We start from the raw sequence: 26,293 nt of genomic DNA, 5'->3' as shown, positions 1-26,293 counted from the left end.
GGTGGGATTCAGCGCTGCCAGAGGAAGGCGGCCTCCGCGCAGGGGCGGCACGTGAAGAGGTAACCGCGGCCGCCGCCTCCGAAGTTCGCGGCGGTGGCGAAGTCATGGCCCTCAGCGAGGGACGCCGCGAACACCATCCGGGCGGCGCAGGACGTGCAGGCCGGCGTCTCGTCGCCCTGGAGCCACTCCGGGGCGCCGCCCAACTGCCCCAGTACGGGAACGCCGGGGGCCGTGCCGGCTGGATGGGGGCGCAGGGCGGTGACGGCGCGAAGACGCGTCTCGCCCTCGGCGGGGACGGTGACCGGCGTCAGGTCGCCAGTGAACAGGAACGCCTGGTTGGCGCCCGAGCCGGCGTCCCAGTCGTCACACATGCCGGGATCGTTCTGGCAGAAGAACACCGCGACCACACCGCCGTCGACGGGCAGATGGGCAAGGAACTGCATGGCCCCACCGCACTCCCGGCATACGGGCCAGACGATCCCGCCCGGCGCGAGCGGGACACCGCCGGTACGCCATCCGGGTGCGTCAGGGGCGGATTCCCCGTCGTGGACCAACAGCATGGACACACCCTAGGCCGGCGGGTCAGGCGTGTTCACGGGGGCGGCCACCCGCGCCGCACTCACCCCCGGTGGTGGCGTCCGGCTCGCGGGTCTGCCGTAACGGTGCTGAGGCGCGATCCGGGTTTTCTGGAGTTCGGTGGTCTGCGGATGTCGAGAACGTGCCACCGGCTCCGTCCCGGGGACATCAGTGGTCACCACCGGCCGCTCGAGGCAGAAGGAGAGACCAGCATGGCGATTCAGCGGATGGACAACGTGGGCATCGTCGTCGAGGACATGGACGCCGCCATCGCGTTCTTCGTGGAACTCGGTATGGAACTGGAGGGCAGGGCGGAGGTCGAGGGACTCTTCGCCGACCAGTGCACCGGACTCGACGGCGTCCGCTGTGACATCGCGATGGTCCGGACCCCGGACGGCCACAGCCGACTCGAGCTGGCGAAGTACCGCAGTCCCGCGGTGATCGGCGCCGGGCCCCGCAACCGGCCGCACAACATTCTGGGCACGCACCGCGTCATGTTCGCCGTCGACGACATCGAGGACACCGTTGCCCGCCTGCGCCCCCACGGCGCCGAACTCGTCGGCGAGATCGCCCGGTTCGAGGACAGCTTTCTGCTCTGCTACCTCCGCGGCCCGGAGGGCATCATCGTCGGACTGGCCGAGCGGCTGCGCTGAGACGGACAGACCGAACCGTGCGGCCGAACCGGATCAGCGAGGTTCCGAACCACCGATCGGCCAGGAGGTCGAATTCGGAGGGCGGGCCTTCGTGCAGAGAGGGGCGGGCGCCGTGGAAGCTGGAGAGTGCCTGATGGGATCCGGTGGCGCGGAGGACGTCGACGCGGGCGGCGGCCGCCCCGGCCCGCCGACCGCAGCGCGGTAGATGGGCGCTGGGGGCCGCGGTGCGTCAGGTCGCGGTCTTGAGGAAGGCCGTCAAGCTGTCCAGGAGCATGGTGGTGCCCTGCTCGGCGAGGTCGCGCTCGTCGGCGGTGTCGCAGGTCTGGCTCACCACGACGCGTGTCCGGTGAGCACCCTGCTCGACGAACTCGACGGTCATGACCGCAGGTTCGTCCTTGCCCGGTACGTCCATGCCGATCACCAGACGCCGATTCTCAGCGACCTCGGAGTACGAGCCGGTCAGCGGGAACCGGCCGCCGTCCGGGGTGACCACCGTCGCCTTCCACGCCCCGCCCGGCCGTACGTCCATCTCGACGGACCCGGGGGCGGCATAGGACCACTGCGCGTAGGACTCCGCGGTGGTCCAGGCACTCCAGACCCCCGCCACGGGGGCTTCCAGCGTCCGTTCCGACGTGTAGGAGAAACGCTCGGCCGTCGTCTGTTCTGCGGTCACTTTGTGCTCCCTGGCTCGCTCTTGCGGGTTGTCGCACTGCAGACAAGAAGCGACGCGAAAAGTCATCGGTCGTCCGCGCCCCTTTTTGAGCGGCGGACGGTCGGGGCCCCGGGCCGGCCGGCGTCGGAGCTGATCGGCTCGTGACAAGGCGCCCCCCGTCGTACGGTGGAAGCACCGGGAGGTACGCCTCCGCAGCACCCTGCGGTGGTGCCCGCCCCGTCAGAGGCCGCGTATCCACCCTGCGGCTGTTCCCCATGCGGCCGCTCCGAGAGCGGAGGCCGTGGGCGAGCCCTCGCCGAGCGCCGCTCGGCGCCGCTCCCGCACGGTTCACCGCCGGGACCGGGCCGCGTGACAATCCCGGAAAGCAGGTGCGCCCCATGCCCACGTCGTCCCGCGTCGCCGCTGTCCTCACCGGCCTGACACTCGCGCTCGGCACCCCGGCTCTCCTCGCCCCCGCCGCCCACGCGGACATCCCCGCCTGCACTCGGATGGCAGGACAGACGGATGCCGACGCCGGCACCATCACGTCGGCGTGCCACCGTGGCGTGAACGGTGACCTCCAGGGCTGCGTGAACGGGCTGACCGAGGCCGGAGTGCCGGGCGGCGCCGCGAACGGCGCCTGCCGGCTGGCAGCCCACGAACCTCGCTGAACCGTCCGTGGACTTGTCCTCGAGCGTCGGAGGCGCCCTCCGGGGCGCCTCTCCGGTCCCTCCCGGGTCGAGGCGCCCTTCGTCGAGGCGAGGTGTCCGGCCCCGCGGGGTGGCGCGGGGCCGGCGGGGTGGCTCGTGAGCCGGGGTCAGGAGGCCGGAAGGACCTTCCAGGAGCCGGTGCCGGGGCCGCGGTCGGTGTAGTGGCTGGTGGTCACGTCGTACTTGGCGCCGCCCTGCTGGCCGGAGAGGCCGTTGGCGTCGAGGAAGCCGCCGTTGGCGGAGCCGTAGTCGTTGAGCAGGTTGACGACGTCATCGGTGCGGATGCGGCCGTCGGCGGGGGAGGACGTCTCGCCGAAGATGTGCCACTTGCCGGTGCCGGGGCCGCGGTCCTTGCGGGCGGTGGTGGAGACGTCGTACTTGGCGCCAGAGCGGTTGGAGTGCCCGTTGGTGTCCAGGTAGGTGCCGGTGGAGTACTGGTTGACGAGGTAGACGACGTCGCCACTGGTGACGTGGCTTCCGCTGGCCTTGCCGGTGGCGGAGACGACCTTCCACACGGAGGTCTGGGGGCCGCGGCTGTTGGGGGTCTGGTTGGTGCTCACGTCGTACTTGGCGCCATGCTGCTGGGACAGGCCGTTGGCGTCCAGGTAGCCGCCGTCGCCCTGGTACTGGTTCCGCAGCAGGATCTTGCTGCCGTAGGTCAGTTCGTGCGGGGCCGAAGAGCCCGCCGCCGTCGGAGCGGTGAAGGTGAACGCCGTGCTGGTGAGCGCGGCCGCGGCTGCGAGGGCGGGCATGACGAAGCGGATCCGCATGGATCTTCCTCTGCTGTCTACGACGGGCTGGAAAATCCAACCAGCAATTACCGAGTGCAATTGCCAATTACGGAGCGTAGCAATCGGAGATCTTGGGGCGAAGCCGACGCACCGCCCTGCGGAAGGCGGTCAGGGGGCGGCGTGGGCAGTGACCGCCCCTGCGAGGACGCTGTGGCCCGTACACGGGAACCCGGCTTCTTCCCGGAACCCGCGGCGGCCTCCCCCCGCGCGGCGGAGCTCGGGGAACCGGAAGCCACCCAGGCCGCCGCCGACGGCTTGTGGACGCACGTGTACACGGAGCCGGCCTCACGGCAGGAACTGCTCCTGGAGGCGTGCCGCGCGCCCGATGGCGACCCGGTTCGATCCGTGGCGCAGGCCCAACCGGCCAGTTGATGCGCAGCGGCCTTCAACGAGCCTGAGAGGAAGCGGGTCGCGCTGCGTATATCGGGCTGGACAGTGAAGAAGGGGCCGAAGCCCTGAACAGAGGCGCGCCTCACAGGCGGGAGCGTCGGGGCGACGACGCCGCGATGGGGAGGGGCGGGGCGGGACGATGAGTGCGGTCCGGGGACCGAGCCGAGACGGCAACCTGCGGCGACGTGATTCAGCGCGCTCAGCCGTGGGGGAGAGGGACGTCATGACGAGTGCGAAGACCGACTGGAGAGAGAACTCCGCCTGCGGCAGCGCCGATGCGGACGAGCTGTTCGCGGACAGTCCGCGCCAGAAGCGGGCCAAGATGATCTGCGCGCGGTGTCCGGTGCGCACGCAGTGTCTGGCTGAGGCCCTCGATGAACGTATCGAGTTCGGGGTGTGGGGCGGCATGACCGAGCGGGAGCGCAGAGTTCTGCTGCGGCGCAAGCCGGACGTCGCCTCCTGGCTCTTTGTGCTGGAGGCGGCCCGGGACGGTGTGGTGTCCCGGGCCGGCTGACGGCGCGAAGGACCCGGCGGTTCACCGCGACCACGATCAGGCCGGCGAGCGCGACGGTGAGTACGGCGGGCCACGGGGCGCCGGTCAGGCCGAGAGAGGGTGCGGGTGTCGCGCGCTGCCGCGGATGACGGCGTCTTCACCCCAGTGGCCATGAGCATGTTCAGCAAAGGCCGGGTGGCCACGGACCGCCGCCTGCCGCGGTTGGCGTCGCTCGGGTGCGGGGCGGCTGCTCCGGTGGGTCGCTAGCCTGTCTGGGGCTCGCCGAGCGGCAGTCCCGAGTCGCGCAGCCATGCCTGTCCGGCCGGACTCCAGGCGACGCGGGACCCGAGGGAGACCCAGACCCCGAAATCACCGGGGGCCGGCTCGGCGCACTGATCGGCCCAGACGCTGTTCAGGCAGAGTCGGACGCCGCAGCCTTTGAAATCGGACAGGCCCCGCCAGCCGCAGTTCCAGCGGACGTCCATGGTCAGTGGCCCGAGTGCGGAGACCATCCGGTCCAGTTCCTCCTCGGTGCAGTCATCCTCGGGCTCGCTGCCGGGGCCACCGAAGGGCGGGGTCCCGGCCAGGGAGAGGGACAGACCTTCGGGCAGCGGCCACAGGTCGGCCAGGTCCGGGCGGAGCCGCATGTCCGTAATGAACATGTGGCTCCGCTCTTCCCAGTCGAACGCGACACCGCGGTGCCGCAGTTCGTCCCGGACGGGTTCGAATCCAGGCAGGTCCCGGTCCCAGGCGGCCAGCGCGGCGCCGAACGTGCGAACCGCGTGCACGTACTGCTCGGCTGTGTCGATCAGCTCCAGTTGGGGCCAGGGGATGGTCTTCCAGTCGGACAGTTCGCGCATGATCGCGCGCGCCCGTGACAGCGCGCTCGGCGCATCGGGAAAAGGCTCGAGAACCCGATGGAGAATCGACATGGACAAGAGGCTTTCCTTTCACAGCGGCAGAGGCGGCCCCGCCTGACAGCGCGCAGGTCCGGGAACCGCTCGTAGCTGTCCGCCGGCAACTCGCCGAGGGCCGCCGCGCCGATGAGCGGCTCCCCTTCTTTTTCACAGCGGGACGGCGCCTTGGGCACGCGGCGGCCCCAGGGGCTCTGCCGGGGTCGAGGGATCAGCGGTCGGTGACGCTGCGCCCGCATGCGTCATGTCAGCCGTAGCCGATCACGCCGCGATGAGTCGTTCAATCCACGACGGGTAAAGCCGCCTTGGAGCAGGTGGTCCCCAACGGTTCCACCGCTCGCCGAGTGCCGGCCTTCCCCCCTGGCCTTCCCCCCTGGCCTTCCGCCACGGCCGTGTCGGCCGGGGGCCCAGGCCGAGCGACTCCCGCTCTCGTGGACACCGCCCAGTCGCGCGAGCGGGCCTCACCCGACGCCATCCGCGAAGGTCGACGGGGGTTTCGATCGTGTCGGAACCGGAGGTGAGGGTGGGATGATCCTGTCCCCTCCGGTACGCCTGGCGATGCCACGTGTACCGGATCGCCGGTGACCGACGAGGAAGACGAAGGAACCATGACGCTGAACGTGGGCCAACGGGTGCGGCTGGCGGCGGAGCTCCGGTTGGCCGGGCCGGTGACCCCGGCCGGGGAGCCTCCGCGGGAGACGGGCGCCTTCGCCGCCTCTCTGGCCCTGGCGGCGGGCATCGAGGGGACCGTCGAGCACGTGGACGAGCATCACCGGCAGCAGAGCCACGAGGTCCGTGAGTACCTGCGCCTCAAGTCGCTCCTCGATGACTTCGGCCACCAGATGCCGACGGCGAGCAGAAAGCAACTGGGGGAGCAGGTAGGGGCCTTGGAGGAGCAGTGGGTCGCCTATCAGCGACGGATGCTGCGCGTCACGGTCCGCGTCCGGCTCGACAACGGATTCATCCTCGACGACGCTCCCGAGGAGGCTTTCGCCTCCGCCTGACCAGGTGTCGGGCCTTCAACCGGCCCGACGAACCCACCGTCAGGGTTGTCGCCCCGCCGTCGTTGTGACCGTGAACGGTCCGGTGGCAGGGGCTGTGCACGCGGTCATGTCCGTTTGTTCTCCGGCGGCATGACCCGCTTCGCGGAGTTGGCCACCCTTCTCCCGCAGGTCGAGGTGGAAGCGGGTGGCCTTTCCGTCCTGCTCGAGGCCGTGGATGCGCTCGTCGAGGTAGCCGAGGGTGTTGAGGACCTTGGCGGGAGTGGGCTGCGAGACCGCCTGCAAGGACTGGATGATGCGCTGTTCGTGCTGGACGCTCGCGCACGCATCGCGGGGGCTCAACCCTGCCGCGGGCTCAGCCGGGGCGCCGGGCTCGACCGGTGCGGTCGGGGGAGTCTCGCCAGGGGCGAGGCTCGGCTTCCCCTCCGGCCCCGTCGGCTTCTCGTCCGTCGGTCCCGAGGCGGCACCGACGGTGGAAGAACACGGCTGCGCCACCTTGTCCAGCATGGCCGCGAACGCCGCCTGCTCGGGGGACGACTGCGGGGCACTCGACCGGGAGCCGGTACCTCCGCCCGGCTCACCCCGTGACCCGGTGGCACCCGGCTTGTCACTTCCGCAGCCGGTAAGTACCAGGGATGCGAGAGCGACAGCTGCTGCGAGGCTGCGCCGCGGAGGAGCGAACGCGCTGACGAAGGCGCGGATACATGTCATACGCGCAGTCTCCGGCGAGCCTCCCGCGCCCCGCATGGGCACGCGTACTCATACTCCCGGCCCGCTCTCCCCTGGAGTGCGGCTTGCCGCATTCCAGGAGCGGGCAGGCGGCGGGATGATCGCGCTGCTCGGTGGAGGGTCGGGCGATTCATCCCACGCTGGGCGCCCGGGACCGGGTCCAGTTCGTCATCACCGCCTGCGAGAGGGGGCTCGTCACCCTCCCTCGCCGACCGTGTCCCCGGCCCCCATGGCGGATCCGGGAACACCCTGTCGCTCGCGTCTCGTACGAGCCGCCGGAGAAGCAGCCGCCACCGCGCCACCCACTGCGGCTGTGAACAGGACGGGAACGCCTCAGCTCCATGTCCCGCAGCGGCCCTGAGTCGCGTCAGTCGAGGGAGTGGTCGCGGCCGGTGCGCAGGATCTCGTCGGAGAGTTCGGGGCCGACGTGGTGGACGGCGCGGGCGAGTGTCAGCGCGCCGACCATTTCGCTGAGCAGGCGGATGGCCCTGTGGCGGGCTTCGGCCGGGTCGAGCTCGTGGTCCTTGTCCTCGGCTTCGCGCAGGAACTCGGCGGTGAAGCCGGTGAGGTATCCCTCGACGCCTTCGGCGTACGCGCTCTGCACGGCTTCGCTGTGCCGTCCGGCGTCGGTGGCCAGGGAGGCGGAGGGGCAGCCTCCGTCCGGGGCGTCACGGTGCGCGGTGGACAGATAGCCGGCCACGACCCGCTCCAGCGGGGAGCCGGTCTGGTCCGGACCGTCCTCGATCGTGCGGGCCAGGACCGTGAGCGAGGCGGCGTAGGAGGCGGCGCACACCTCCACGGCCAGGTCGTTCTTGGAGGCGAAGTGGTTGTAGAAGCCGCCGTGGGTGAGTCCGGCTTCCTTCATCAGATCGGCGATGCCGACCGCGTCGATGCCCTGCGAGCGGAACATGCGGCTCGCCGCTTCGAGGATGTTCTGCCGGTTGCGGGCCTTGTCCTGCTGGGTGATCCGCGGCATGGCCGTCCTCTCGCGTCGCTCTCGATTTGACCTTTTTAAGGATGTCTATCATCATAGCAAGAGATTCAATGATGCCCATCATTAATAGTTCGTGGAAGGAGAGCGTCATGCGCGCCATCACCTACGACCAGCACGGAGAAGCCGGGCGGGTACTACGCCTGAGCGAGCAGCCGGCCCCTGCCGCGCCCGCCGCCGGACAGGTGCGGGTGCGGGTGCTGTCCCGGCCGGTCCACCCCGGCGACCTGGCGGGGGTGGAGGGCCTTCCTGGCGGGCCGCGGCAGCCGTTCGCCACGCCCCGGACTCCCGGCGTGGAGGGAATGGGCGTCATCGAGACCGTCGGCGAGGGTGTGCGGGATCTGCGGCCCGGTCAGCGGGTGGCGTTCTTCCCCGTGCCGGGTGCGTGGAGCGAACTCGTCACGACGCCGACCGATCTTGTGGTGCCGGTGCCCGAGGACCTCAGCGACGAGACCGCGGCTTTGATGCTGGTCAACCCGCTGACCCTGCTCTCCTTGATGCGGGCGGTCGAGGACGCCCAGCACGGCCGGCCCGGTCCGGTGGTGCAGACGGCCGCCGGTTCGGCGGTGGGAAAGCTGGTCAGCGCCGCAGCACTCAGGCACGGCATCCCGCTGGTCAACCTGGTACGCAGCGCCACGGGCGCGCAGACCTTGCGGCAGCGCTTCCCCGCACTGCCGACCATCTCGACGGCCGACGCGGACTGGCGCGCTCAGGTCCAGGACGCGACCGGCGGCCGGGGCGCCCAGGTCGTACTGGACGCGGTGGGCGGATCCCTGACCGGTGAGCTGGCCGGACTGCTCACCGACGGCGGCACGCTGATCACCTACGGACACCTCGGTTCCGGCAGCACGCCGCTGGAGTCACTCGCGCTGACCCCGCGGGCCCTGACCGTGCGAGGCACGTCCGTCTTCCAGTGGATGACCACCCGCACGCCTGAGGAACGCGCCGAGGGCGTCGCCTTCGCCGCCCGTCTGGCCGCGACCGCCCCGGAACTCTTCGAAGTCGCCGCCGGCTACGACCTCGCCGACTTCGCGAAGGCCATCGACCACGTCCGCCGCCCCGGCAAGGACGGAACCGTCCTGCTCACCAGCCCCGCACCCTGAGCCCCACGAAGGGCACCGCCATGAAGATCGGAACCCTCGGCGCCGGAACCGTCGCCCAGGCCATCGCCCGCCACGCCGTGGCCCACGGCCACCAGGTCGTACTGAGCAACAGCCGCGGCCCGGCCTCCCTGGCCGGCCTCGCCGACGAACTCGGACCGCTCGTCCACGCCGGCACCGCGCACGAAGCCGCCGCTGCGGAACTCGTCGTGCTCGCAGTCGGCTGGCCCCAGATCCCGGACGCGGTAGCCGGCCTGCCCCCCTTCGACGGGCGCATCGTCATCGACGCCACCAACCAGTTCGCCTCCCCGCCCCCGCCCATGAAGATCGCCGACCTGGGCGAGCTGACCGGCAGCGAACACGTCGCCTCCCTGCTGCCCGGAGCCCGCGTCGTCAAGGCGTTCAACACCCTCTACGGCCAGTACATCGCCGCCGACCCACGCCACCGGGCCGGACGCCAGGTGCTGTTCCTCGCCGGTGACGACGCCGACGCCAAGACCACCGTCAAGGACCTCACCGCCGCCTTCGGCTTCGCCCCCGTCGACCTCGGCTCCTTGCGCGAGGGCGGACGCCTCATGCAGCTCGGCGGCCCGCTCTCCGGCCTCCACGCCCTCAAACAGGACTGAGCCGGGCCCTCACCCATTCCTCGCTCTCCTCCTCATCCACCCCCCAGCACAAGGAAGTTGCTCATGACCCCCCAGCCCCTGCTGCAGCCCGTCCGCCTCGGCGCGCTGAACCTCCCCAACAGCGTCGTCATGGCCCCCATGACCCGCGCCCGCGCCCAGAACGCCGATCTGGCCCCCACCGACCTGCACGCGACCTACTACGCGCAGCGCGCCGGCGCCGGCCTGATCGTCACCGAGGGAACCTGGGTCAACGCCGACGGGGTCGGTCTGATCCACGTGCCCGGCATCTACACCGACACCCAGACCGCCGGCTGGGCGAAGGTCACCGAAGCCGTCCACGAGGCCGGCGGGCGGATCGTCTCCCAGTTCGGCCACCTCGGCACGGCCTCCCACCCCGACCACCTCGGCGGCCGCCTGCCCGCCGGACCCTCGGCCGTCAACCCCGGCGAGAAGTCCTTCACCCCCTCCGGCCCGAAGGACACCGTCACCCCGCGCGCCTACACCGCCGCCGAGATCACCGCCACCATCGCCGACTACCGCCACGCGGCCGAGAACGCCCGCCGCGCCGGCTTCGACGGCATCGAGATCCACGCCCAGCAGTCCCACTTGATCCCGCAGTTCCTCAACCCGCGTCTCAACCAGCGCACCGACGCCTACGGAGGCAGCAGCGAGAAGCGGGCCCAGTTCCTCCTCGACATCCTCGACGCCGTCAGTGACGTGTGGGGCAGCGACCGCGTCAGCGTGAAGATGTCCCCGACCTGGGACAACGGAGGCACGTTCACTGCGGACGAGGAGACACTCGCCGACTACGACCAGCTGCTCAAGAAGCTCAACGACAGCAACCTGGCCTACCTGCACCTCCTGGGCACCCCCGGCACCATCGAGGAGCGCATCGCCCTCTTCTCCCGCTACCGCGCGCACTACCAGGGCAACATCGTCGCCAACCTCGGCTTCACCCAGACCCTCGGCAACGAGATCCTCGACCACGGGGTCGTCAACGCGGTCTCCTTCGCCGAGTCCTTCATCGCCAACCCCGACCTGGTCGAGCGCTTCGCGCAGGGCCACCCGCTGGCCGACAGCGACCGGAACACCTACTACGCCGGTCAGGCCGAGGGCTACACCGACTACCCCGCCTTCACCGCCAACTGAGCAAGGAACACGTCGACACGGCGACGGCGTGCGGGGCAGCAGGAAACCTCCCGCTGCCCCACACCCGACGCGGCGCCGACCGGCTCCCCGGACGCTTCGAGAACCCGGGAGCGCCCGGGGCCGGGCCCCCGGACAATGATCGTCATGACGTCCCTCCACTCCAACCCACTCTTCACCCGGCTCGCCGATGCCGAACGGATCCTCGTCGCGGGCGCGGGTGGCGGCTTCGACATCTACTCCGGCCTGCCGTTGGCGCTCTCCCTCCTGCATCAGGGCAAGCAGGTATATCTCGCGAACCTCTCCTTCAGCGCACTCGCCGGTCTCCCGATCGATGACTGGGTCGCCCCCGACCTGGCCGCCGTCACTCCCGACTCCGCTTTGCACCAGGGTTATTTCCCGGAGCGGACCCTCGCGCAGTGGCTGCGCCGGCACGGCTACCCGTTCACCGTGTACGCCTTTCCCCAGACCGGGGTGCGCCCGCTGCGCGCCGCCTACCAAGCACTGATCGAGCTGCACCGCGTCGACGCCGTGGTGCTGGTCGACGGCGGTACGGACATCCTGATGCGCGGCGATGAAGCCGGGCTCGGCACTCCGGAGGAGGACCTGACGAGCGTGGCGGCGCTGGCCGCGCTGGACGGCATACCGACCCGGCTCGTCGTGTCGGTCGGCTTCGGCGTAGACGCCTACCACGGGGTGAACCATGTGCAGGTATTGGAGAACATCGCCGCGCTGGAGCGCGACGGCGCGTACCTCGGTGCGTTCTCGATACCGCGCGCCACCCGTGAGGGAGCCCTCTACCTTGACGCGGTGGCGCACGCTCAGCACCACACCCCGGAGCACCCCAGCATCGTGAACGGTTCAATCGCGGCAGCCGTGCGCGGCTCGTTCGGCGATGTCCGGTTCACTGACCGCACCCGGGGCAGCGAGTTGTTCGTCAACCCGCTGATGTCCCTGTACTTCACCTTCGACCTCCCGGGCCTGGCAGCCCGCTGCCTCTACCTGGACCGGATCGAGGACACCCACCTGATGCGCCAAGTCCACTCTCGGATCGCCGAGTTCCGCGAATCCACGGTCACTCGCCCACCCCGCCGCTTTCCGCACTGACGACCAGGCCGAGTGTGCCCTGCCCGGTCACATCGCCGCGTCCGCCAGGAACGACGCCACGGCGGTGCGGGTCGACCGCGCAACGCTGACAACTGCCATGGCCGGGCCTGTGATCGGGCCATGGCGGCGCGCGGTTGATGCGCACATGCGCACCGTCGGGCATGACTGCCTTGTCCGAGGCTTGTCGAAACCGTGCGCAGCGCCTGTTGCGCAATCGGTCGGTACGGGAGACCTGTTGTGCGGCGGTCGGCCCGCCGGGCTCGGTGAAGGGCGTCCGGCCGAGGCAGATGTCCCTGGCGAGGTTCATGCCTCGCCTCCAGCCACGTCGGCCGCAGGGCCGATGGCGGGCATCTCGACAAGACTGAGCGGTCCGTTGCTCACGATGATCGATCCGAGCGGGTACATCGGTCCGTCTGTGCCCCGTAGGCACAGCAGCGGCATCCCGCTCTCCTGCCGCTCGCCGAGGTGGACCCAGAAGTTGTCGAACCGGTCGCGGTATCCGCGGGTGAGGTCGTAGATCCGCCCCCACAGCATGAAGGGCTCGCCTGTGGCGTCGGCCGCCTCCTGGAGCAGCCGCGGAACCTCGTGAGCGGTGAGGTGGATCTCTACCCCCTCGACGGTTCCGACAGCGAGCTGCGCGTATCCCGCCTGGTGGCTCGTGACAGCGACAGGCGTGCCGATCGCCGTCAGCCAGTACCCCCAGTCGTCGAGCGAGGTGGCCTTGATCGCGACGCTGACGCGGTCTCCTTGGGCCGCTACGGCTGACAGCTCCGGGCGCGTCGCATGGTCGGACTGCAGCTTGGCCGCGACCGTGACAGCGCGCGCGTACTCCTCTGACCACTCCGCCGGGGATTCCGCGGCCCGCTCGGCCACGGCCGCCTCGTCGTCGGCGATGGCGGCAAAGGGGCGCATCCGCGGCAGCTGGTCTTCGACGAGCTCCGGCGCCAGCGCGTGTTCGTGCGGCGCGTTCGGCGACTTGACGCGGTGCACGACCCGGGCGCCGGCCGCATCCGGTGCGAGGGACGCACCGCCCGGTTCGCCGTCGTGCTGGGCCTCAGGACCGTCGTCCTCGGCCAGGAGGCCCCTGAGGTGCAGGACGTCCGCGATCTGTATGGCCACGGCACGGGGGTAGCTGCAGTCGTCGACGATGGTCTCGACGGCCGCCTGATAGATCGCCGTATGGCTGCGCCGTGCCTCGAATTGCGCGCGCAGGCGCTTGAGGGCCTCCGCTCCGCCAGGCTCCACCAGCCGTCCTTGTCTGTCCAGGTCGACGATGAATTTCGCGGCCAGCCTCTGCAGCCGCTCAGCCAGCTCTCGTTCCGTTGTGGTCGGGACATCGAGAATGGTCGTCACGCCGGGCCCTCCTCGTAGACGGCACGGAGTGACTGAACGGCCCGATACTGGAGCGTCTTGAGCGCACCAGTGTTGCGTTCTATCGCGAGGGCGGCTTCGGCCACCGAGTGATCCTGCAGGTAGCGCAACTCGAGAACCTGGCGTTGAGGTGGCAGCAGCCGGGCGAGTGCCTGCCGGACCAGGTCATGTTCCATATGGTCCAGTACGGCTTCCTCGGGGCTGTCGACCGCCGCGTCGTGATCTCGCATGTCGTAGACGGGGAACTCGCGGCGCTGAGCGCTCTTGAAGTAGTCGGCAATCTTGTTCCGGGCGATGACGCACAGCCAGCCGCCGAACCCGGCTCCGCGCCAGGAGAATGTACCTGTGCGCAACCAGGACAATGCACGAAGGAACACTTCGCCCGTGATGTCTTCGGCCAGCGCCCGGTTTCTCCCGACGCGTTTGTAAACGAATCCGAAAATCGCGCGGTGGTGCTGCCGGTACAGCTCGGCGAAGGCGTCCGGGTCGCCCTGCTGAGCACGGGCGACGAGGTCCGGTTCCCTCATGTCGCCACCGGGGGACACTCCGTGAGACTCTGCCGTCAAGGCCTGCTCCGTTCATGAGTGGATGAACCGCGGTGGGCCGGCGTCGCGAGGATTGCTTCCGGCCGGGCCCGACCCCGGGGCGACCTCCGTGCCTCGGGGCGCGCCCTTGGAACACCGGCGGCGGCCGGACCCGCACCTGTGGGCAGGGAGGGCGGGTGGCGTCTGCAGCCGCCTGCTTCCGTCGCCGGCGAGGCACTCGGGGCAGCAACTCTCACGAGTGCGACTTCACTCGCGCGTGTGAGAGTCAATCAAATAACTCGCATGAGCGCAACTATTCACTTATGTCGCATGAAACTTTTTTCGACGCGGACGGGCTCTGGGCTGGCCTATCTGGCCTGCACAAACGGGTGTTGCGTTCCTGACCTGCGAAAACGCATGCGTGAGACTCCTGCTTAGGTAGCTCGCATGCGCGCTACTCTCCGAACATGCGCAGCATGGAAGATCCCCACCAGGAGACACGCGAGGAGCGAAAAGCTCGCGTCAAGGCCTTCGGTACCTACCTCACACGGAAAGCGATCGAGGCCGGCTTCGACGTGAGGCCCTACAAGGGAGGCCGGGCCGAGCTGGCCCGTTTGCTCGACACGAAGCCCACGACGATCTCGCGGACCCTCGACGGCGAGACCCTTCCCCTTCCGCAGCAAGTCACGAAGTGGGCAAAGATCCTCCGCGTAGATCCACGGGAAATGTTGGTTGAAAGTGGTGCGCTTCCTTCGGAACACGGGCCCGAACCATCAATTCGGGCGGTACCCTCATCAACACTCACCCCGGAAGACGCGGCCGACGCATGGGGGATCTCCGATCCCAAAATCCGCTCGATGCTCCTCGGAGGCATCTTCCACGCCATCCAGCTGCAAAAAGAGACGGACGCAGCAGAGGGCCGGGGAACCTTGGCAAGGGGGTAGGACGAAGTGGGGTACAGACTGGCGATCGCGTCCACTGCGGGCTGCACTGCCGGCGGAATACTGGTCGGCGAGGGCGTCTTCCGCCACACCTGGGAACTGGCCGCAGGAGGAACGGGGTTCCTGTCCGCCGGCGCGGTCGGCTTCCTGGCCGCGACCATGCGTTCGCTGCTGGTGGTCTCCGCGGCACGGACTCGGCGGGACCTCAACGAGATCGCCGAAGAGCGGCGGCGGATGGAGTCGGACATGCGGGCACGCGAGCGGGCCGTGGAGCAGCTCGAGTACGCCGTGGACCGTCGAGTCGCCGTGACCGCCCTGCGGATCGCCAGTTATGCAAAGGCCCTGGACGACACAAGGGATGAGAACGCGAGCCTGCGATTGCGGATCGTCGAACTGAAGCACGAGATCGATGAGGTCAACGACGAGAGGAACCAGCTGATCACGCAGGAGCTGGTCGCGGGCAACGACCGCTTCACCTCGAAGTGCCTGTTCTCTGTCCCCGGTTGCGACTAGGGCGTGTTGCGAAAGTCCCGCCGCCCGCCCGCCCGCCCGCCCGCCCGCCCGCCCGCCCGCGAGGCAGGCGGGATTTTCGCAACACGCCCTGGCTTCGACGCCGCAACGGCTGTCCGGACACTGGACGAAGCGGTCCGTGACCGCCGCCCCGGCTTCCGAGCGGGCCGCGCACCGCACTTCGCGGCGCGACGACCCGCGCACCGCCGAGGCGATCGAGCGGGTGGGGCCTCTCGGTGACGGCTTCGAGCACGACCACCGGGTCGACGCGCTCTGGCGGTGGAGGTGGCGGAAGGGAACTCGGCCGCCGAGTGACGGCCGGTCAGCGCGAGCACCGGCCCTGACCGGTGGAGCCATTGCCGGCGAGGCGGATTGTGCAGGTCGGGGCGCCCCGGGAGCGTCCGAGTCCTTCGTCGAAACGTGCGGTGTTCAGCGCCGGGCTGCCACGGCTGCCGAGGCCACGGCCAGGATGCGGTGCAGGACGGAGACCGGGATCGCCGGATTGGTGACCGCTGTGCACGCCGTGTCGCGCTCGTGCAGCAGCTCGGCAAGGACGCGGGCCGGCAGCCGCGGATTGCGCATCGCGATGCCGCGGACGTGGGCCGCCGGGTCGTTCAGCAGCCGCACCGCGTCAGCCGGTGACAGCCGGGTGTCCTCGGCCGCGCGGCGGCGCGCCTCGACTTCCGGGTCGCGGGCGAGACGTGCGACGTCGGCAGGCGTGGACTCCGGATCGTCCAGGGCCAGGCGGCGCATCCGCCCACCGGGGTCGCCGGCGTAGCGCAGCAGGCCCGTACGGGGGAAGTTGGGGTGGCTGCGGGGGCGGTCGGGATGAGTGAAGCTGCCGTCCCACCAGCGCCAGACGTCCAGCAGCATCCCGGCCGGCGCGTCATCGCACGATTCGGCGAGGAACAGGCGGACGGCCCGGTCCTCGTCCCGCGCCAGCCGCTCCACGACGTCCGGGGGAAGACGCCGGGCACGGGCCACGCTTCGGCGGATGAGTGGATGGGACGATACGGCGAGGCGGCGCATCGCCTCGTCGTCACCGTGCAGGACCTCGACCCAGAGCAGAGTGCGCGACATCGACGTCGGGTCGAAGTCGTGGCGCACCGCGGCGCGTTGCTCCTCGTCGAGGTCGGGCCGCAGCGCCACCGCCGAGCGGACGTCGTCGTACGGGTCCTCGGCCAGGGCGGCGACGCTGTGCGCACTGAGCCGCGGGTTGGCGGCCAGTGCTCGGCGTACCTCCGTGTCCCCGTCCCGGACCAGTTCCGCCTCCAGGTCGGGCGAGAGACGGCACTGTTCGAGCGCGCGCAGAGGCGCGGGCAGCGCGGCGAAAACCTCGCGGGGCATGGGGACGCCGTTGTGGTGGGCGAGCAGCGCCGCCGTACGCACCGCGTCGTCGGTGTCGGCCAGCAGTCGCGCCCGCAGCGGCGCGGCGAGGTCTTCCCACCGCGCGCAGGCAGCCGCCCGCACCCGGGGATCGGCGTCGGCCGCGAGGCCGGGGAAGTGGTGTGCGGGGAGCCCCGGGAGTTCGGCGGCCTGAGCGCGGGACGGGCCTGCGAGAAGGTCGTCGTAAAGGTCCTCGGGGAGTTCGACGCCCCAGACGCAGGCATGTTCGGCCCAGTGCACGCGCCGGCCCGGCGACGGTTCGGCGCGGACCAGGCGTACCCACTGATCGGATGTGAGCTTGGGCCGGAAGGTGTCCGCGGGCCTCGACCGCACTTGCGGATCGGGATGCGCCACGGCGGCGTCGAGCACGGCAGGCCGGTCGCAGCTGTACAGGAAGCCCGCCTCCACATCCAGCAGCCGGATCAGCAGTTCGTCCGTCGCGGCCGGATTGGACCCGATCCCCTCGGCCCAGTGCAGAGGCCACGCACGTCGGCCCGGCACCGCCGCCCACACCTCGGCGCGCTCGACCTCCGTCTCGCGCCCGGCGGCCGCGGCGGCCTCCTCCAGCCGCTCCGGCAGTCGGTCGAGGGCCGTCACCCGAGACCCGTACGCGCCGGACACCTCCGCCAGCAACACCTGCCCGTCGGGGGAGAGCGCCACGAACCCGGGGTCGCCGGTCAGCTCCGGCACACCGCTCCCTGCGTACCGGACCCGAGTCCACCAGGAGTCGTTGCCGCCGGTCCGGTGCCCGAGTACGGCCACCAGGAACTCGCCGTCGGCATCGCAAAGACGGCGCCACCACGCGGCGTCGAGAGCTTCCCGGGCCGCGCCGTCCGGTGCCGCGATTCCCCGCGCGATCCGCCAGCCGGCTTCCGGCGGGAACAAGCTGCCCGGGCACACGTCCTCGACGACCGTGAGTCCGGCGTGTGCGAGTAGTTCATGGAGTTCCTGTCGGTGCTGCACCCGGTCATGATCCCCATCGGCTCACGCTGGGACAAGGCCCTCAGCCCAGGCGCAACCGCCCCCACCCGCGTACACGTCTGCCGACGGGTTGAGGCTTCCGAACACCTCCTCCCACGGCACGGGAGCCTCGTGCGTTGCCGGCCCGCTCCAAAGCCCTGGCGGAGCGAAAGGGCCGACAGCGGAGGAACACCCGATCACCTTCGCCGTCCGACGCCATGGGACGATCTTCGCCGAGCCGAGCCGAGCCGAGCCGAGCCGAGCCGAGCCGAGCCGAGCCGAGCCGAACCGTGTCCGGGTCGTCCGGGCGCCGGTGCGGTCGCACCTGTCCCGTCAGGTCAGGTCCGTCCTCGGGTCCACGGCCCAGTGGTTGGTCTTGAAGGTCCGACCGGCGAAGGTCAGGTCGGTCTCGGAGACGAAGCGGAAACCGACCGAGCGACAGATGCCGTTCGAGGCGGCGTTGTTCGTTGCCGGGAAGGCGTGCACGACTCCCCAGCGGTTCTCGTCCCGAGCCTGTTCCAGAAGTGCGCGCACGGCGCGCTTGCCCAGTCCTTGCCCTTGGAACTGAGGCAGAACCATCCAGCCGATCTCGGAGACCGGTCCGTCATCGGTGGTGTGGGACCAGAGGGTGACCGTCCCTGCCACCATCTCGGGGGTGGCCGGATCAGGAACGATCATTTTGAACCAGGCAAGGTCGGCCGCCGCCTGCTCGGCATCCCGGCATACCTTGGCCGCCATCTCCTCAGGCGGCTGGGGGCCACCTAGGCCAGCCATCATGACGGGATCGCACCGCATCCGGACATACGCGTCGACATCGTCAGGCGACACGTTGCGCAGTCTCACCGGCTTCTCCTCGCGTTCACCGAAGATCGTCGCACAGCATTGATCATGCGTAACCCCGAACGTGCTCCGTGCCAGACCCGTGCCAGACCCGTGCCAGATACGGGCGTTGGCGTTGCACCGGCACAGGTGGGAATGCGGTGCCCGGGTCTGCGCCGGGTGGTCGGGACGGTTGGAGTTGGCGTCCGGCCGCAGCCGGTGGTGGGCCGGGTGCCGAGTGGCCCGAACTCGTCGAAGGCGAAAACTCAGGCGGTTTCCTCGCGGTCGATCGCGATGGCGGGTTCGCTGACCGCGTCGCACAGTGCGCTGAGTCCGGTGGCGAGGGCGTGCTGTGCGTCGGGGGTCATGCGGGTCATGGCCTGGTGGAGTACCTGTTCCCGGCGGAGCCTGAGCTTGTGAAGGTGCGCGATACCGATGTCGGTGAGTTCCAGCTGCATTTCGCGGCGGTCCTCGGGGCGTGGGGTCCGGCGGAGATATCCGGCTGCTTGGAGGCGGTCGCAGAGGCGGGTGACGGACGGCGCGGCTGCCGAAAGGTGGCGGCCCAGCGTGCTCAGATTGATGCCGGGTTCGCGTTCGATGATGTACATCACGCGGGTCTGAGCGGTGGAGAGCGGCGCGGTGCTGAGCGTGCTGCGGCCGCGCTCCCAGGCGATTTCGAGGAGCTCGAGGACAAGGCCGATCTCGGGCACGGCAGGGGAGGCGTGCTGGTGGAAGGAGGTGGGGGCCTTGCGCATGTGACACTCCCGCGTGAGCCTTTTGTGCTCGTTCCGGCTGGTCGATACCGACAGTCGCACAGATGAAGATATGTCAAGGAAAGAAGGACCGGCACCGGTGGACAGACCCAGCACGGTCGAGCGTTCCCTGCGCGAGGCCGCGCCCCATGAGATCTTCGACGTGATCCGCAGCCTGATCGAGCGCCGCCATCAAGCCCGGAGGGTGGAGCTGTTGATGGCCGACTACGCCATGACGAAGCTGCAGCCCGTGGGGCTACTGCCCACCACCCGCCCCCCGGTCTCCGCGCACACGAGTGCTCCGGGCCGCGCGTTCGGCGCCCAGGAACCGTACTGCGTGTACGACGGATCGGCATCCACGGTGACGGCTCACCTGCCGGTCAGCGTCCGGGGGGACCGGCTGGGAATCCTGAGCGTCACCCTGCCGGCCGGGGGGGAGGGGGAGGACAGAGTCGCGAAAGACGTCATGGAGGAGCTCCAGGAGTGCGCCGACGCGCTGGCACACGAGGTGGTCGTCGCGGAGCGGGACACCGATCTGTTCCTGCAGGCGCGCCGGGCTGAGCGGCTGACACTGGCCGCGGAGATGCAGTGGCAACTGCTGCCGGGACGTTCCTGCGCCCGCCCCGAGTACAGCCTCGGCGCCCAGCTGGAACCCGCGTACGCGATCTTCGGCGACAGCTTCGACTGGTCCGCCTCGACCGATGACCTGTATGTGACCGTCAGCAACGGCATGGGCGAGGGAATCGACGCAGCGCTGCTGACGAACCTCGGGATCAACGCCCTGCGCAATGCCCGCCGGGCCGGCCTGGACCTGGCCGATCAGGCATATCTGGCCGATCAGGCCGTCTACGGGCAGCACCGGGGAAGCCAGTACCTGTCGATGCTGCTGCTCCGCTTCCACCTCCCGACCGGGGACGTGGAGATCATCGACGCCGGTTCGCCGCGCGTATGGCGGGTGCGCAGAGGAACGATCGAGCCCATCGAGCTGGAAGCGCAGTTTCCGCTCGGCATGTTCGAGGACACCGTCTACGTCGCCCAGCACTTCCACGTCGAACCGGGAGACCGGCTGCTGTTCATCAGCGACGGCGTCTACGACGCGCTGTCACCGGGCGGTGAGAAGTACAGCCTGCGCGCGCTGGCCGGATCCATCACCAGTACCCGTCTGCTGCCCGCCTCGCAGGTGCCCAGAGCGATGCTGGAGGAACTGCTCGGGTACCGCGGCTCCAGCCCGGCCGTGGACGACTCCCTGGTGATGTGCCTGGACTGGCACGGCCGACCCGCTCACTCCCGCACACCAGCCGTATGACCTTCCTGTGAAGGTTTCGAATCTGCGCTGTGAGCAACGCCGCGCTGCACACCCCCCGGGGCCGGTCGCCCGCGGGGGTGGGTTGCTATCGATGACACGCCTGGTAAATGCTTGCCGCAAGGCAAGTATTTTTCCAGTGGGAAGGGTGGTGCGGTTCGCCCCGGGCGGGCCCTCTTCATGGCCTCTACCGAGGGCATCTGCGTTACCAGAACCGAGCAGCCCTGTACGGCCGGGCTGTGGGCTCTGGCCCCCTACCCCGTGATCATGGCCGACGCGGCGGGCAGCGTCGTGGAAGTGAACCGCGCGGCCTCCCTTCTGCTGGAAAGCGCGGTACCGGGGGCCAGCATGTCGGACGCGGTTCCGAGCTGGCTGGCGCACGCCCACCAGGACGCGGTCGTACGTAGGCAGGCGGCCCGCGACCACCAGGACGTCGAGGTCCTTGCTCCGGTATCGGGGCGGATCGCGGAGCACAGCTTCGAGGCGCACCCCACCCGGGGCCAGGACGGAAGCGTGGTGTGGTGGCTGGTCGACGACACCGACCGGCGGCTCGCCGAAGACGCACTCGCCACCGAGCGCGCACGCACCAGATTCCTCGCGGAGGCGTCCAACGTCCTGCTCGCCTCGTTGAACACCGAGCGGTGCATGGCCGCCACCGCACGACTGGCCGCCGAACATCTCGCGGACGTGGCGATCGTCGTCACCCCGTCATCCCGAAGGAAACTGCCCGTCGCGACTGCGATCGCGGGCCAGGACGTCACCCGCACCCTGATCACAGCCGACCCGTCTCAGGTCCCGGGCCTCAGCGAGGCGCTGCAGGGGTTCCCCCCGGTGGCCTCACGCTGGATCGATCCCACGACACTGCCCGACTGGATCATCCCGCACGGTTTCAGCGGGACGATCGGGTCCGTCGTCGTGACCCCCCTGCCCGGCCACGGCGTGCCCGCCGGAGCCCTGATCCTGCTACGCGTAACGGACCACGCCGCGTTCAGCGAGAACGAGGAGCTCTTCGCCCGGCTGTTCGCCGCCCGTGCCGGCGCGGCCCTGTCGGCGGCCCTCCTCTACAGCGAGCAGAGCTCCATCACGCAGACTCTGATGCGGGATCTGCTGCCCCCACGACTGCAGCGGCACAACGGGGTGGAGATCGCCGGGGGTTACCGGCCGGCCGGGGCCAGGGAGCGGGTGGGCGGAGACTTCTACGACGTCCACCCCGGCAGCACCCCGGCCGACGCGTCACTGGTGGTCCTGGGCGACGTGTGCGGCAAGGGCCTGGACGCGGCAGTCCTGACCGGCAAGATCCGCAACACCCTGCAGGCGCTCCTGCCGATGGCCGACGATCACGGGCGGATGCTCGAGCTCCTCAACGGCGCGCTCCTGACCTCCCACCACGCCCGCTTCGCGACCCTGGTGATGGCCTCGGTGCAACGCACCGACGACCAGGTGCGGCTCCACCTCACCTCGGCCGGCCACCCCGTCCCCCTCGTGGTCCGTACGGACGGCAGCGTCGAGGAGGTTCGCACCCACGGCACTCTCATCGGAGCCCTCAAAACGATCGCGGTGCACTCCGCCGACGCCATCCTGCGACCGGGCGAGACGTGCCTGCTCTACACCGATGGATTCACCGAGGCCCGCGGCGGACCGCGCGGCGACGAACTGTTCGGCGAAGAGCGCCTGAAACGAGCCCTCTCGGAGTGCGCCGACATGCCCGCGGAGGCCGTCGTCGAGCACATCCAGATGCTCGCCTCCCAGTGGCTGCGCGACGCCGGCCACGACGACATGGCCGTCGTCGCGATCAGCGCCCCCCGCACGACCCGGCTCAGCGCGGTGAACGGCCACACCCGAGGCAGGTACACCACGTGAAAGGGCACGACCCCAACGACCCCGACACCGCCGGCATCCAGGCCCTGCAAGGCATGCTGTGGACGGCAGTGACCAACCGTGACGAATACCGAGCCGCGGACATCGTCTTCGCCGCCCTGGAAGACGGCCTGGGCGCGGAAGCGATCCTGCTGGACGCCATCGCCCCCGTACAGGCGAGAGTCGGCACCGAGTGGGCCGCGAACCGTATGAGCGTGGCGCAGGAACACGCGGCGAGCGCCATCACCGAGCGCATCATCGCCGCCCTCGCCCACCACCCCGCCACCCGCACCCCGCCCACCCGGGGCCGCATCACCGTGGCATGCGTGGACCAGGAATGGCACGCCCTGCCCGCTCGCCTCCTCGCCGAAGTCCTCACCCTGCGTGGCTGGCAGGTCGACTTCCTCGGCGCCCAAGTACCCACCCCCCACCTCATCGCCCACCTCCACAACAGCGGGGCGGACGCGGTCGCACTCTCCTCCTCGATCCCCAGCCGACTGCCCGCCGCCCACGCCGCAATCACCGCCTGCCAGGCCATCGGCGTACCCGTTCTCGCCGGCGGGGCCGCCTTCGGAACCGACGGCCGCTACGCCCGTCTCCTCGGCGCCAACGCCTGGGCCCCCGACGCACGCGCCGCAGCCCGGCACCTCGCCGACGGCATCCCCGCCCCCGACCTCGCCGCCGCACGACAGCAGATCGACGACCTGCCCCACCTCGCCGACCAGGAGTACACCCTCGTGGCCCGGGCCCAGGGCCAACTGGTCAAGGAAGTCCTCGCACAGCTGGAAAACAGCTTTCCCGCGATGGCCGCCTACACCCCACAACAGCGCGAACGCACCGCTGAAGACATCGCCCACATCGTCGAGTTCCTGACCGTCGCCCTCTACACCGATGACGACGACCTCTTCACCACGTTCATCACCTGGACCGCGGGCATCCTCACCGCACGCCACGTCCCCGCCCAGTCCCTGCACCCCGCCCTGAACACCCTGGCAACCGAACTCAAGGACTTCCCCCGATCCACCCGGCTGATCGACCAGGCCCGCCTCGCCCTGGGCAGTGCATCCGCACCAGCCGGAACACACCCCGGAGCCCCCGCATGACCGCCCTGCCCCACTCCTCCTTCACCCTCACCGCTGAAGCCGGCCCGGGCACCGCACACCTCTACCTCGTGGGTGAACTCGACTACGAGACCAGCGACGAACTCCTTCAGCACGCCGACCAATGCCTCGCAGCACAGCCAGACTTGTGCGAACTGCGCCTCGACTGCGCAGAACTCCAGTTCTGCGACTCCATGGGCCTCTCCACCCTGCTGACGATCCACCGCAAAACCACCGCGCGAAACATACGGCTGCACCTCGACAACCCACCCCCCTTCCTGGAACGCATCATGAACACCACCGGAGTCCGCCGGCTCTTCCCGCAGGCGTACGAATCCGAGCACGCCGAGCAGACGCTCACCGACAGACACACGCCGCCCCGCACGCCCTAGTTGACACCGCGTGCGGCATCGAGCGCCGTGGGTGCGTGTCGCGGCAGCTCCCACTCCGGCCTGATCCGCGACGGCCCCTCTTGCGGCCGCGTGCCCGAGCACGACGTCCGGACCAGCAGCCGCCCCTGCCCTGAGCGATACAGTGCGCACGGTGGACATAACCTGCCGGGTCGCCCGGCTCTCCTGCCGACCGCGCGGACTCGACCCGTTGTTCGCCCGCACCGGGCTGGAGAAGAACGGCCGGACGAAGTCGCCGGCCAACCCCGCCAAGCTCCCCCTGGGCTCCGCCGGTTGACGGGTTCCCTCCTCCTGGCGGTTCTTCTCGCGGCGTGCGGCCTCGCCTTCATCCGGTCCCAAGAGCGCCGGCGGCTCGTCCGTATCGTCAAGGCCTCCGCGATCACGGGGATCGTCTGCTATCTGCTCGGCTGCCTCCAGGTCGTCACGACCATCCCGGCACACGCGTGCCCCGACCTGCTCGAACCGCGCCCCACGGTCCACCTCGTCCGCTACGAAAGCGGCCTTCTACCGCCCCGGGCGATCTGCCACTGGGACAACGGCGCGCGGAAGGACTTCGTGAGCGGCTGGATCGATCCGCTCCTCCTCACCAGCGCTGCCGTTCTGACAGCCGGCCTGGTGGCGGCGCTCGTCCTCTCCCACCGCCGCCACCGGAACCACCGGAACCACCAGGAAGGACATGCACGTTGAACGGCGCGCCCCCGCATCTGTCGAAGTGGTCCCGGCCGGGCCGGCCGAGCCGCCCCCTCACGCCTCACCTTGTGTCTGTGTCCCGTCCGAACCGCTGCTCGTGGAAGCCGACCCACCGAGCGAGGTGCGGCGATGCCGGTCCGTGGCGACCGGCATCGCCTTGCTGTGTGCCGGGGGGCGGGTTGCTGTTACTTGGTGGCGAGGAAGAGGTAGTCGGCGGTGTAGGGGACGTGCGCGGTGGGGTGGGTTTTCGGGTCGCAGGTGCCGGCCGGAGCGACGCCGCCGTGGGTGTTGAGGCGCAGGACGCTGGTGGTCTTGGAGAGCAGTCCCTCGCTCTTGCCGGTCTGCTGGGCGCGCAGGAGGAGTTGGGGGATGTTGCCGGGGCCGTTGTCGAACTTGTTCAGGACGGTTCCGGTCACCGAGGAGTGGTCGGGTGCGATCCACTGCGGGGGGCCGGCGGGCCCGTGCTGGGCGAAGCTGTGCTGAATGCCGCCGTGGAGGGTGGCGTCGACGTTGTCCTGGGTGAAGGCGTAGGAGCCGTCGTCCTGCTTCGTGCAGGCGTAGATCTGTGCTCCCTTGATCACGCCGGCCAGGGCCGAGTGGCGGATGGCGTCGGGCAGCGAGACGGCTCCGGGCAGGGCGACAGCCTGCCCGCGGACCGCGCCGCCGGGGAACTCGCCGGTGTGCAGGTTGAAGTAGAACTGGTCAGGGTGGGCTTCGACGGCCTGCAGCAGGCGCTCGTCCGTGATCTTCACGCTGCCGAACACGAACGGACTGCCGTCCTTGAGCTTGTCCATGAAGAACGGGATCTTCACGTCACCGTTCGTGCGGCGTGCCCCCTGGTGGAGGTGGGCCATGGTCGGAGTCCCGGTACCGGTCCAGGCGAAGGCGAAGGACACCTCCTCGCCCTGGATGCGCATGAGCGCCACCGCACTGCCGTCCTTGTCACCCACGGCAGGCTTGCCCTTCACGGGCACCTCGTTGTCGCCGGTGAGTACCGAGGTGAAGTACCGCGCCCCCGGGGCGTTCTTGGAAGAGCGGCCGATGACACCCGCCGCCTGCGCCGCACCCGAGTGCTGCGCCGAACGCGCCGCGGGGTGGGCGACATTCGCGTTGGCGGCAGTGTCCTCGCCGTTGCAGGCGCTCAGCAGCAGGGTGCCGGTGGCGGCGGTCATCGCGATGGTCGCGAAACGCTTGAACATGCTGGTCGTTCTCCCCGTGATAGCCGATCCGCGGAGGATCCGCGGTCGTTCTCCCTTCATCACGGGGGCACCCGCGCCACTCCCTCAGCCGATGACAGTCCTGAGACACGCCTGAGAACGGACGAGATCACTACGGACACGATCTCGACATCCGTTCCCTGACACGGGCCTACGCGCCGCCCGGGTCGGCGAGGAAGCTGCGCGCCACCCACACCATCCCGCGCGTCTCCGTCCCCGGGGTCACCGACGCTGACTTCGGCTGCCACCTGCCCCGCGGCAACTCGCCGGCCTTCTGTAGTGGGCGCCGGGAGCGGCCGGCGCGTTCGCTCCTGCCGTCCGACGGCAGGAGCGCCCCGCGACAGGGCTCCCGTGTCTGCGGGACGCCACCGCGGCGTCACAGATTCCGCAGGGCGTGGGCGTGACCGTATCCCCCCGGCCGCTCGCCCTCCCAGGCAGCCAGGTCGTAGCTGATGCCCTGAGAATTTCACACCACGCTTAGAAGCCATCTCATTTGGTTGGGTAGGCTTCCGGTCGTGGTGGGGATTGTTGAGCGGCTGGTGCCGGATGAGTTGTGGGAGTTGTTCCAGCGTGT

At 69.9% G+C, this 26,293-nt stretch carries 29 protein-coding genes; 16 read left to right on the top strand and 13 right to left on the bottom strand.

The genetic code is table 11. The annotated features are described in order from the left end of the window. Positions 1-8: 8 nt before the first annotated feature. Positions 9-560, bottom strand: a complete 552-nt coding sequence (locus ACFVTC_RS15530; protein WP_390127105.1) for a hypothetical protein — start codon at positions 558-560, stop codon at positions 9-11. Positions 561-788: 228 nt separating this feature from the next. Here ACFVTC_RS15530 and ACFVTC_RS15525 point away from each other — a divergent pair, with 228 nt between their 5' ends. Next, entirely contained in the window at positions 789-1,229 is a 441-nt protein-coding gene (locus ACFVTC_RS15525; RefSeq protein ID WP_390127104.1) for a VOC family protein, read from the top strand. Between the two features lie 229 nt (positions 1,230-1,458). Here the strand turns inward: ACFVTC_RS15525 and ACFVTC_RS15520 are convergent, their stop codons facing one another. Then, positions 1,459-1,902 carry an SRPBCC domain-containing protein gene (locus ACFVTC_RS15520; protein ID WP_390127102.1) on the bottom strand — a complete coding sequence of 148 codons (444 nt, stop codon included), beginning with the start codon at positions 1,900-1,902 and terminating at the stop codon, positions 1,459-1,461. Between the two features lie 377 nt (positions 1,903-2,279). On the opposite strand from ACFVTC_RS15520, the gene ACFVTC_RS15515 reads away from it, so the two are divergent. After that, a complete protein-coding gene (locus ACFVTC_RS15515) occupies positions 2,280-2,552 on the top strand; it encodes a hypothetical protein (protein WP_390127100.1) in 273 nt (90 codons plus the stop codon). 146 nt (positions 2,553-2,698) lie between these two features. On the opposite strand, the gene ACFVTC_RS15510 is transcribed toward ACFVTC_RS15515, so the two are convergent. Next, positions 2,699-3,361 (bottom strand): hypothetical protein, encoded by a 663-nt coding sequence (locus ACFVTC_RS15510; RefSeq protein ID WP_390127098.1) that lies wholly within the window; start codon positions 3,359-3,361, stop codon positions 2,699-2,701. A gap of 634 nt (positions 3,362-3,995) precedes the next feature. Between ACFVTC_RS15510 and ACFVTC_RS15505 the strand changes: the two genes are divergently transcribed. Then, positions 3,996-4,286 carry a WhiB family transcriptional regulator gene (locus tag ACFVTC_RS15505; RefSeq protein WP_390127096.1) on the top strand — a complete coding sequence of 97 codons (291 nt, stop codon included), beginning with the start codon at positions 3,996-3,998 and terminating at the stop codon, positions 4,284-4,286. 242 nt (positions 4,287-4,528) lie between these two features. On the opposite strand, the gene ACFVTC_RS15500 is transcribed toward ACFVTC_RS15505, so the two are convergent. Further along, positions 4,529-5,197: a hypothetical protein gene (locus tag ACFVTC_RS15500; RefSeq protein ID WP_390127094.1), complete on the bottom strand. Its 669-nt coding sequence runs from the start codon at positions 5,195-5,197 to the stop codon at positions 4,529-4,531. Between the two features lie 590 nt (positions 5,198-5,787). On the opposite strand from ACFVTC_RS15500, the gene ACFVTC_RS15495 reads away from it, so the two are divergent. Then, positions 5,788-6,183, top strand: coding sequence for a hypothetical protein (locus ACFVTC_RS15495; protein WP_390127092.1), 396 nt, complete (start codon positions 5,788-5,790; stop codon positions 6,181-6,183). Positions 6,184-6,222: 39 nt separating this feature from the next. Here the strand turns inward: ACFVTC_RS15495 and ACFVTC_RS15490 are convergent, their stop codons facing one another. Continuing rightward, positions 6,223-6,891: a hypothetical protein gene (locus ACFVTC_RS15490; protein WP_390127091.1), complete on the bottom strand. Its 669-nt coding sequence runs from the start codon at positions 6,889-6,891 to the stop codon at positions 6,223-6,225. A 385-nt stretch (positions 6,892-7,276) separates the two neighbouring features. After that, on the bottom strand, positions 7,277-7,885 hold the full coding sequence (locus ACFVTC_RS15485) for a TetR/AcrR family transcriptional regulator (protein ID WP_390127090.1): 609 nt from the start codon (positions 7,883-7,885) through the stop codon (positions 7,277-7,279). A 41-nt stretch (positions 7,886-7,926) separates the two neighbouring features. Here ACFVTC_RS15485 and ACFVTC_RS15480 point away from each other — a divergent pair, with 41 nt between their 5' ends. The 4 genes from ACFVTC_RS15480 to ACFVTC_RS15465 all read left to right on the top strand — a co-directional run bounded on the left by ACFVTC_RS15480 (position 7,927) and on the right by ACFVTC_RS15465 (position 11,879). After that, positions 7,927-9,003: a zinc-binding dehydrogenase gene (locus ACFVTC_RS15480; RefSeq protein ID WP_390127088.1), complete on the top strand. Its 1,077-nt coding sequence runs from the start codon at positions 7,927-7,929 to the stop codon at positions 9,001-9,003. 20 nt (positions 9,004-9,023) lie between these two features. Next, positions 9,024-9,626: an NADPH-dependent F420 reductase gene (locus ACFVTC_RS15475; protein ID WP_390127087.1), complete on the top strand. Its 603-nt coding sequence runs from the start codon at positions 9,024-9,026 to the stop codon at positions 9,624-9,626. A 63-nt stretch (positions 9,627-9,689) separates the two neighbouring features. Continuing rightward, a complete protein-coding gene (locus ACFVTC_RS15470) occupies positions 9,690-10,775 on the top strand; it encodes an alkene reductase (RefSeq protein ID WP_390127086.1) in 1,086 nt (361 codons plus the stop codon). A 144-nt stretch (positions 10,776-10,919) separates the two neighbouring features. Continuing rightward, the gene (locus tag ACFVTC_RS15465) at positions 10,920-11,879 is read left to right on the top strand and encodes a DUF1152 domain-containing protein (protein ID WP_390127085.1); all 960 of its coding nucleotides are present in this window, start codon (positions 10,920-10,922) and stop codon (positions 11,877-11,879) included. Here the strand turns inward: ACFVTC_RS15465 and ACFVTC_RS15460 are convergent. Genes ACFVTC_RS15460 through ACFVTC_RS15450 form a run of 3 tightly spaced genes read right to left on the bottom strand, consistent with a single transcriptional unit; the run spans position 11,848 to position 13,777 of the window. After that, positions 11,848-12,186, bottom strand: a complete 339-nt coding sequence (locus ACFVTC_RS15460; RefSeq protein ID WP_390127084.1) for a hypothetical protein — start codon at positions 12,184-12,186, stop codon at positions 11,848-11,850. The two genes, ACFVTC_RS15465 and ACFVTC_RS15460, sit on opposite strands and share 32 nt — an antisense overlap. Next, positions 12,183-13,232, bottom strand: a complete 1,050-nt coding sequence (locus ACFVTC_RS15455) for a BN159_2729 family protein (protein WP_390127083.1) — start codon at positions 13,230-13,232, stop codon at positions 12,183-12,185. The genes ACFVTC_RS15460 and ACFVTC_RS15455 overlap by 4 nt, the downstream gene beginning before the upstream one ends. Next, a complete protein-coding gene (locus tag ACFVTC_RS15450; RefSeq protein WP_390127082.1) occupies positions 13,229-13,777 on the bottom strand; it encodes a sigma-70 family RNA polymerase sigma factor in 549 nt (182 codons plus the stop codon). Before ACFVTC_RS15450 ends, ACFVTC_RS15455 begins: the two co-directional genes overlap by 4 nt. 464 nt (positions 13,778-14,241) lie before the next feature. Between ACFVTC_RS15450 and ACFVTC_RS15445 the strand changes: the two genes are divergently transcribed. Both ACFVTC_RS15445 and ACFVTC_RS15440 read left to right on the top strand, forming a co-directional pair. Then, positions 14,242-14,718 (top strand): transcriptional regulator, encoded by a 477-nt coding sequence (locus ACFVTC_RS15445; RefSeq protein WP_390127081.1) that lies wholly within the window; start codon positions 14,242-14,244, stop codon positions 14,716-14,718. A 6-nt stretch (positions 14,719-14,724) separates the two neighbouring features. Further along, a complete protein-coding gene (locus ACFVTC_RS15440) occupies positions 14,725-15,228 on the top strand; it encodes a hypothetical protein (RefSeq protein ID WP_390127080.1) in 504 nt (167 codons plus the stop codon). Positions 15,229-15,654: 426 nt separating this feature from the next. Here ACFVTC_RS15440 and ACFVTC_RS15435 read toward each other — a convergent pair whose 3' ends face one another. The 3 genes from ACFVTC_RS15435 to ACFVTC_RS15425 form a co-directional block, all read right to left on the bottom strand. Next, positions 15,655-17,574 (bottom strand): hypothetical protein, encoded by a 1,920-nt coding sequence (locus ACFVTC_RS15435; protein ID WP_390127079.1) that lies wholly within the window; start codon positions 17,572-17,574, stop codon positions 15,655-15,657. A 330-nt stretch (positions 17,575-17,904) separates the two neighbouring features. Next, positions 17,905-18,414 (bottom strand): GNAT family N-acetyltransferase, encoded by a 510-nt coding sequence (locus ACFVTC_RS15430; protein ID WP_390127077.1) that lies wholly within the window; start codon positions 18,412-18,414, stop codon positions 17,905-17,907. 242 nt (positions 18,415-18,656) lie between these two features. Continuing rightward, positions 18,657-19,145, bottom strand: coding sequence for a MarR family winged helix-turn-helix transcriptional regulator (locus ACFVTC_RS15425; protein WP_390127076.1), 489 nt, complete (start codon positions 19,143-19,145; stop codon positions 18,657-18,659). 97 nt (positions 19,146-19,242) lie between these two features. Between ACFVTC_RS15425 and ACFVTC_RS15420 the strand changes: the two genes are divergently transcribed. From ACFVTC_RS15420 to ACFVTC_RS15395, 6 genes are all read left to right on the top strand, one after another. Continuing rightward, a complete protein-coding gene (locus ACFVTC_RS15420) occupies positions 19,243-20,448 on the top strand; it encodes a PP2C family protein-serine/threonine phosphatase (protein WP_390127075.1) in 1,206 nt (401 codons plus the stop codon). 177 nt (positions 20,449-20,625) lie between these two features. Then, positions 20,626-22,305 carry a SpoIIE family protein phosphatase gene (locus tag ACFVTC_RS15415; RefSeq protein ID WP_390127074.1) on the top strand — a complete coding sequence of 560 codons (1,680 nt, stop codon included), beginning with the start codon at positions 20,626-20,628 and terminating at the stop codon, positions 22,303-22,305. Then, a complete protein-coding gene (locus ACFVTC_RS15410; protein WP_390127073.1) occupies positions 22,302-23,405 on the top strand; it encodes a B12-binding domain-containing protein in 1,104 nt (367 codons plus the stop codon). Before ACFVTC_RS15415 ends, ACFVTC_RS15410 begins: the two co-directional genes overlap by 4 nt. Further along, a complete protein-coding gene (locus ACFVTC_RS15405; RefSeq protein ID WP_390127072.1) occupies positions 23,402-23,794 on the top strand; it encodes an STAS domain-containing protein in 393 nt (130 codons plus the stop codon). The genes ACFVTC_RS15410 and ACFVTC_RS15405 overlap by 4 nt, the downstream gene beginning before the upstream one ends. A 151-nt stretch (positions 23,795-23,945) precedes the next feature. Beyond that, positions 23,946-24,089 carry a hypothetical protein gene (locus ACFVTC_RS15400; RefSeq protein WP_390127071.1) on the top strand — a complete coding sequence of 48 codons (144 nt, stop codon included), beginning with the start codon at positions 23,946-23,948 and terminating at the stop codon, positions 24,087-24,089. Further along, the gene (locus tag ACFVTC_RS15395; RefSeq protein ID WP_390127070.1) at positions 24,086-24,499 is read left to right on the top strand and encodes a hypothetical protein; all 414 of its coding nucleotides are present in this window, start codon (positions 24,086-24,088) and stop codon (positions 24,497-24,499) included. Before ACFVTC_RS15400 ends, ACFVTC_RS15395 begins: the two co-directional genes overlap by 4 nt. Before the next feature lie 188 nt (positions 24,500-24,687). Here the strand turns inward: ACFVTC_RS15395 and ACFVTC_RS15390 are convergent, their stop codons facing one another. Next, entirely contained in the window at positions 24,688-25,701 is a 1,014-nt protein-coding gene (locus ACFVTC_RS15390; RefSeq protein WP_390127068.1) for a CHRD domain-containing protein, read from the bottom strand. Between the last annotated feature and the right edge of the window lie 592 nt (positions 25,702-26,293).

Source organism: Streptomyces sp. NPDC057950 (assembly GCF_042887295.1).
GTDB classification, from domain to species: Bacteria; Actinomycetota; Actinomycetes; order Streptomycetales; family Streptomycetaceae; genus Streptomyces; species Streptomyces kaempferi.
Note: the sequence above shows the minus strand (reverse complement) of the source record. Positions and strands in the feature narration are given on the sequence as shown.

Coding starts and splice junctions, on each gene's coding strand:
- ACFVTC_RS15530 (WP_390127105.1), bottom strand. CDS start 560: ATGCTGTTGGTCCACGACGGGGAATCCGCCCCTGACGCACCCGGATGG.
- ACFVTC_RS15525 (WP_390127104.1), top strand. CDS start 789: ATGGCGATTCAGCGGATGGACAACGTGGGCATCGTCGTCGAGGACATG.
- ACFVTC_RS15515 (WP_390127100.1), top strand. CDS start 2,280: ATGCCCACGTCGTCCCGCGTCGCCGCTGTCCTCACCGGCCTGACACTC.
- ACFVTC_RS15510 (WP_390127098.1), bottom strand. CDS start 3,361: ATGCGGATCCGCTTCGTCATGCCCGCCCTCGCAGCCGCGGCCGCGCTC.
- ACFVTC_RS15505 (WP_390127096.1), top strand. CDS start 3,996: ATGACGAGTGCGAAGACCGACTGGAGAGAGAACTCCGCCTGCGGCAGC.
- ACFVTC_RS15500 (WP_390127094.1), bottom strand. CDS start 5,197: ATGTCGATTCTCCATCGGGTTCTCGAGCCTTTTCCCGATGCGCCGAGC.
- ACFVTC_RS15495 (WP_390127092.1), top strand. CDS start 5,788: ATGACGCTGAACGTGGGCCAACGGGTGCGGCTGGCGGCGGAGCTCCGG.
- ACFVTC_RS15490 (WP_390127091.1), bottom strand. CDS start 6,891: ATGACATGTATCCGCGCCTTCGTCAGCGCGTTCGCTCCTCCGCGGCGC.
- ACFVTC_RS15485 (WP_390127090.1), bottom strand. CDS start 7,885: ATGCCGCGGATCACCCAGCAGGACAAGGCCCGCAACCGGCAGAACATC.
- ACFVTC_RS15480 (WP_390127088.1), top strand. CDS start 7,927: ATGTCTATCATCATAGCAAGAGATTCAATGATGCCCATCATTAATAGT.
- ACFVTC_RS15475 (WP_390127087.1), top strand. CDS start 9,024: ATGAAGATCGGAACCCTCGGCGCCGGAACCGTCGCCCAGGCCATCGCC.
- ACFVTC_RS15470 (WP_390127086.1), top strand. CDS start 9,690: ATGACCCCCCAGCCCCTGCTGCAGCCCGTCCGCCTCGGCGCGCTGAAC.
- ACFVTC_RS15465 (WP_390127085.1), top strand. CDS start 10,920: ATGACGTCCCTCCACTCCAACCCACTCTTCACCCGGCTCGCCGATGCC.
- ACFVTC_RS15460 (WP_390127084.1), bottom strand. CDS start 12,186: ATGAACCTCGCCAGGGACATCTGCCTCGGCCGGACGCCCTTCACCGAG.
- ACFVTC_RS15450 (WP_390127082.1), bottom strand. CDS start 13,777: ATGAGGGAACCGGACCTCGTCGCCCGTGCTCAGCAGGGCGACCCGGAC.
- ACFVTC_RS15445 (WP_390127081.1), top strand. CDS start 14,242: ATGCGCAGCATGGAAGATCCCCACCAGGAGACACGCGAGGAGCGAAAA.
- ACFVTC_RS15425 (WP_390127076.1), bottom strand. CDS start 19,145: ATGCGCAAGGCCCCCACCTCCTTCCACCAGCACGCCTCCCCTGCCGTG.
- ACFVTC_RS15415 (WP_390127074.1), top strand. CDS start 20,626: ATGGCCTCTACCGAGGGCATCTGCGTTACCAGAACCGAGCAGCCCTGT.
- ACFVTC_RS15405 (WP_390127072.1), top strand. CDS start 23,402: ATGACCGCCCTGCCCCACTCCTCCTTCACCCTCACCGCTGAAGCCGGC.
- ACFVTC_RS15390 (WP_390127068.1), bottom strand. CDS start 25,701: ATGTTCAAGCGTTTCGCGACCATCGCGATGACCGCCGCCACCGGCACC.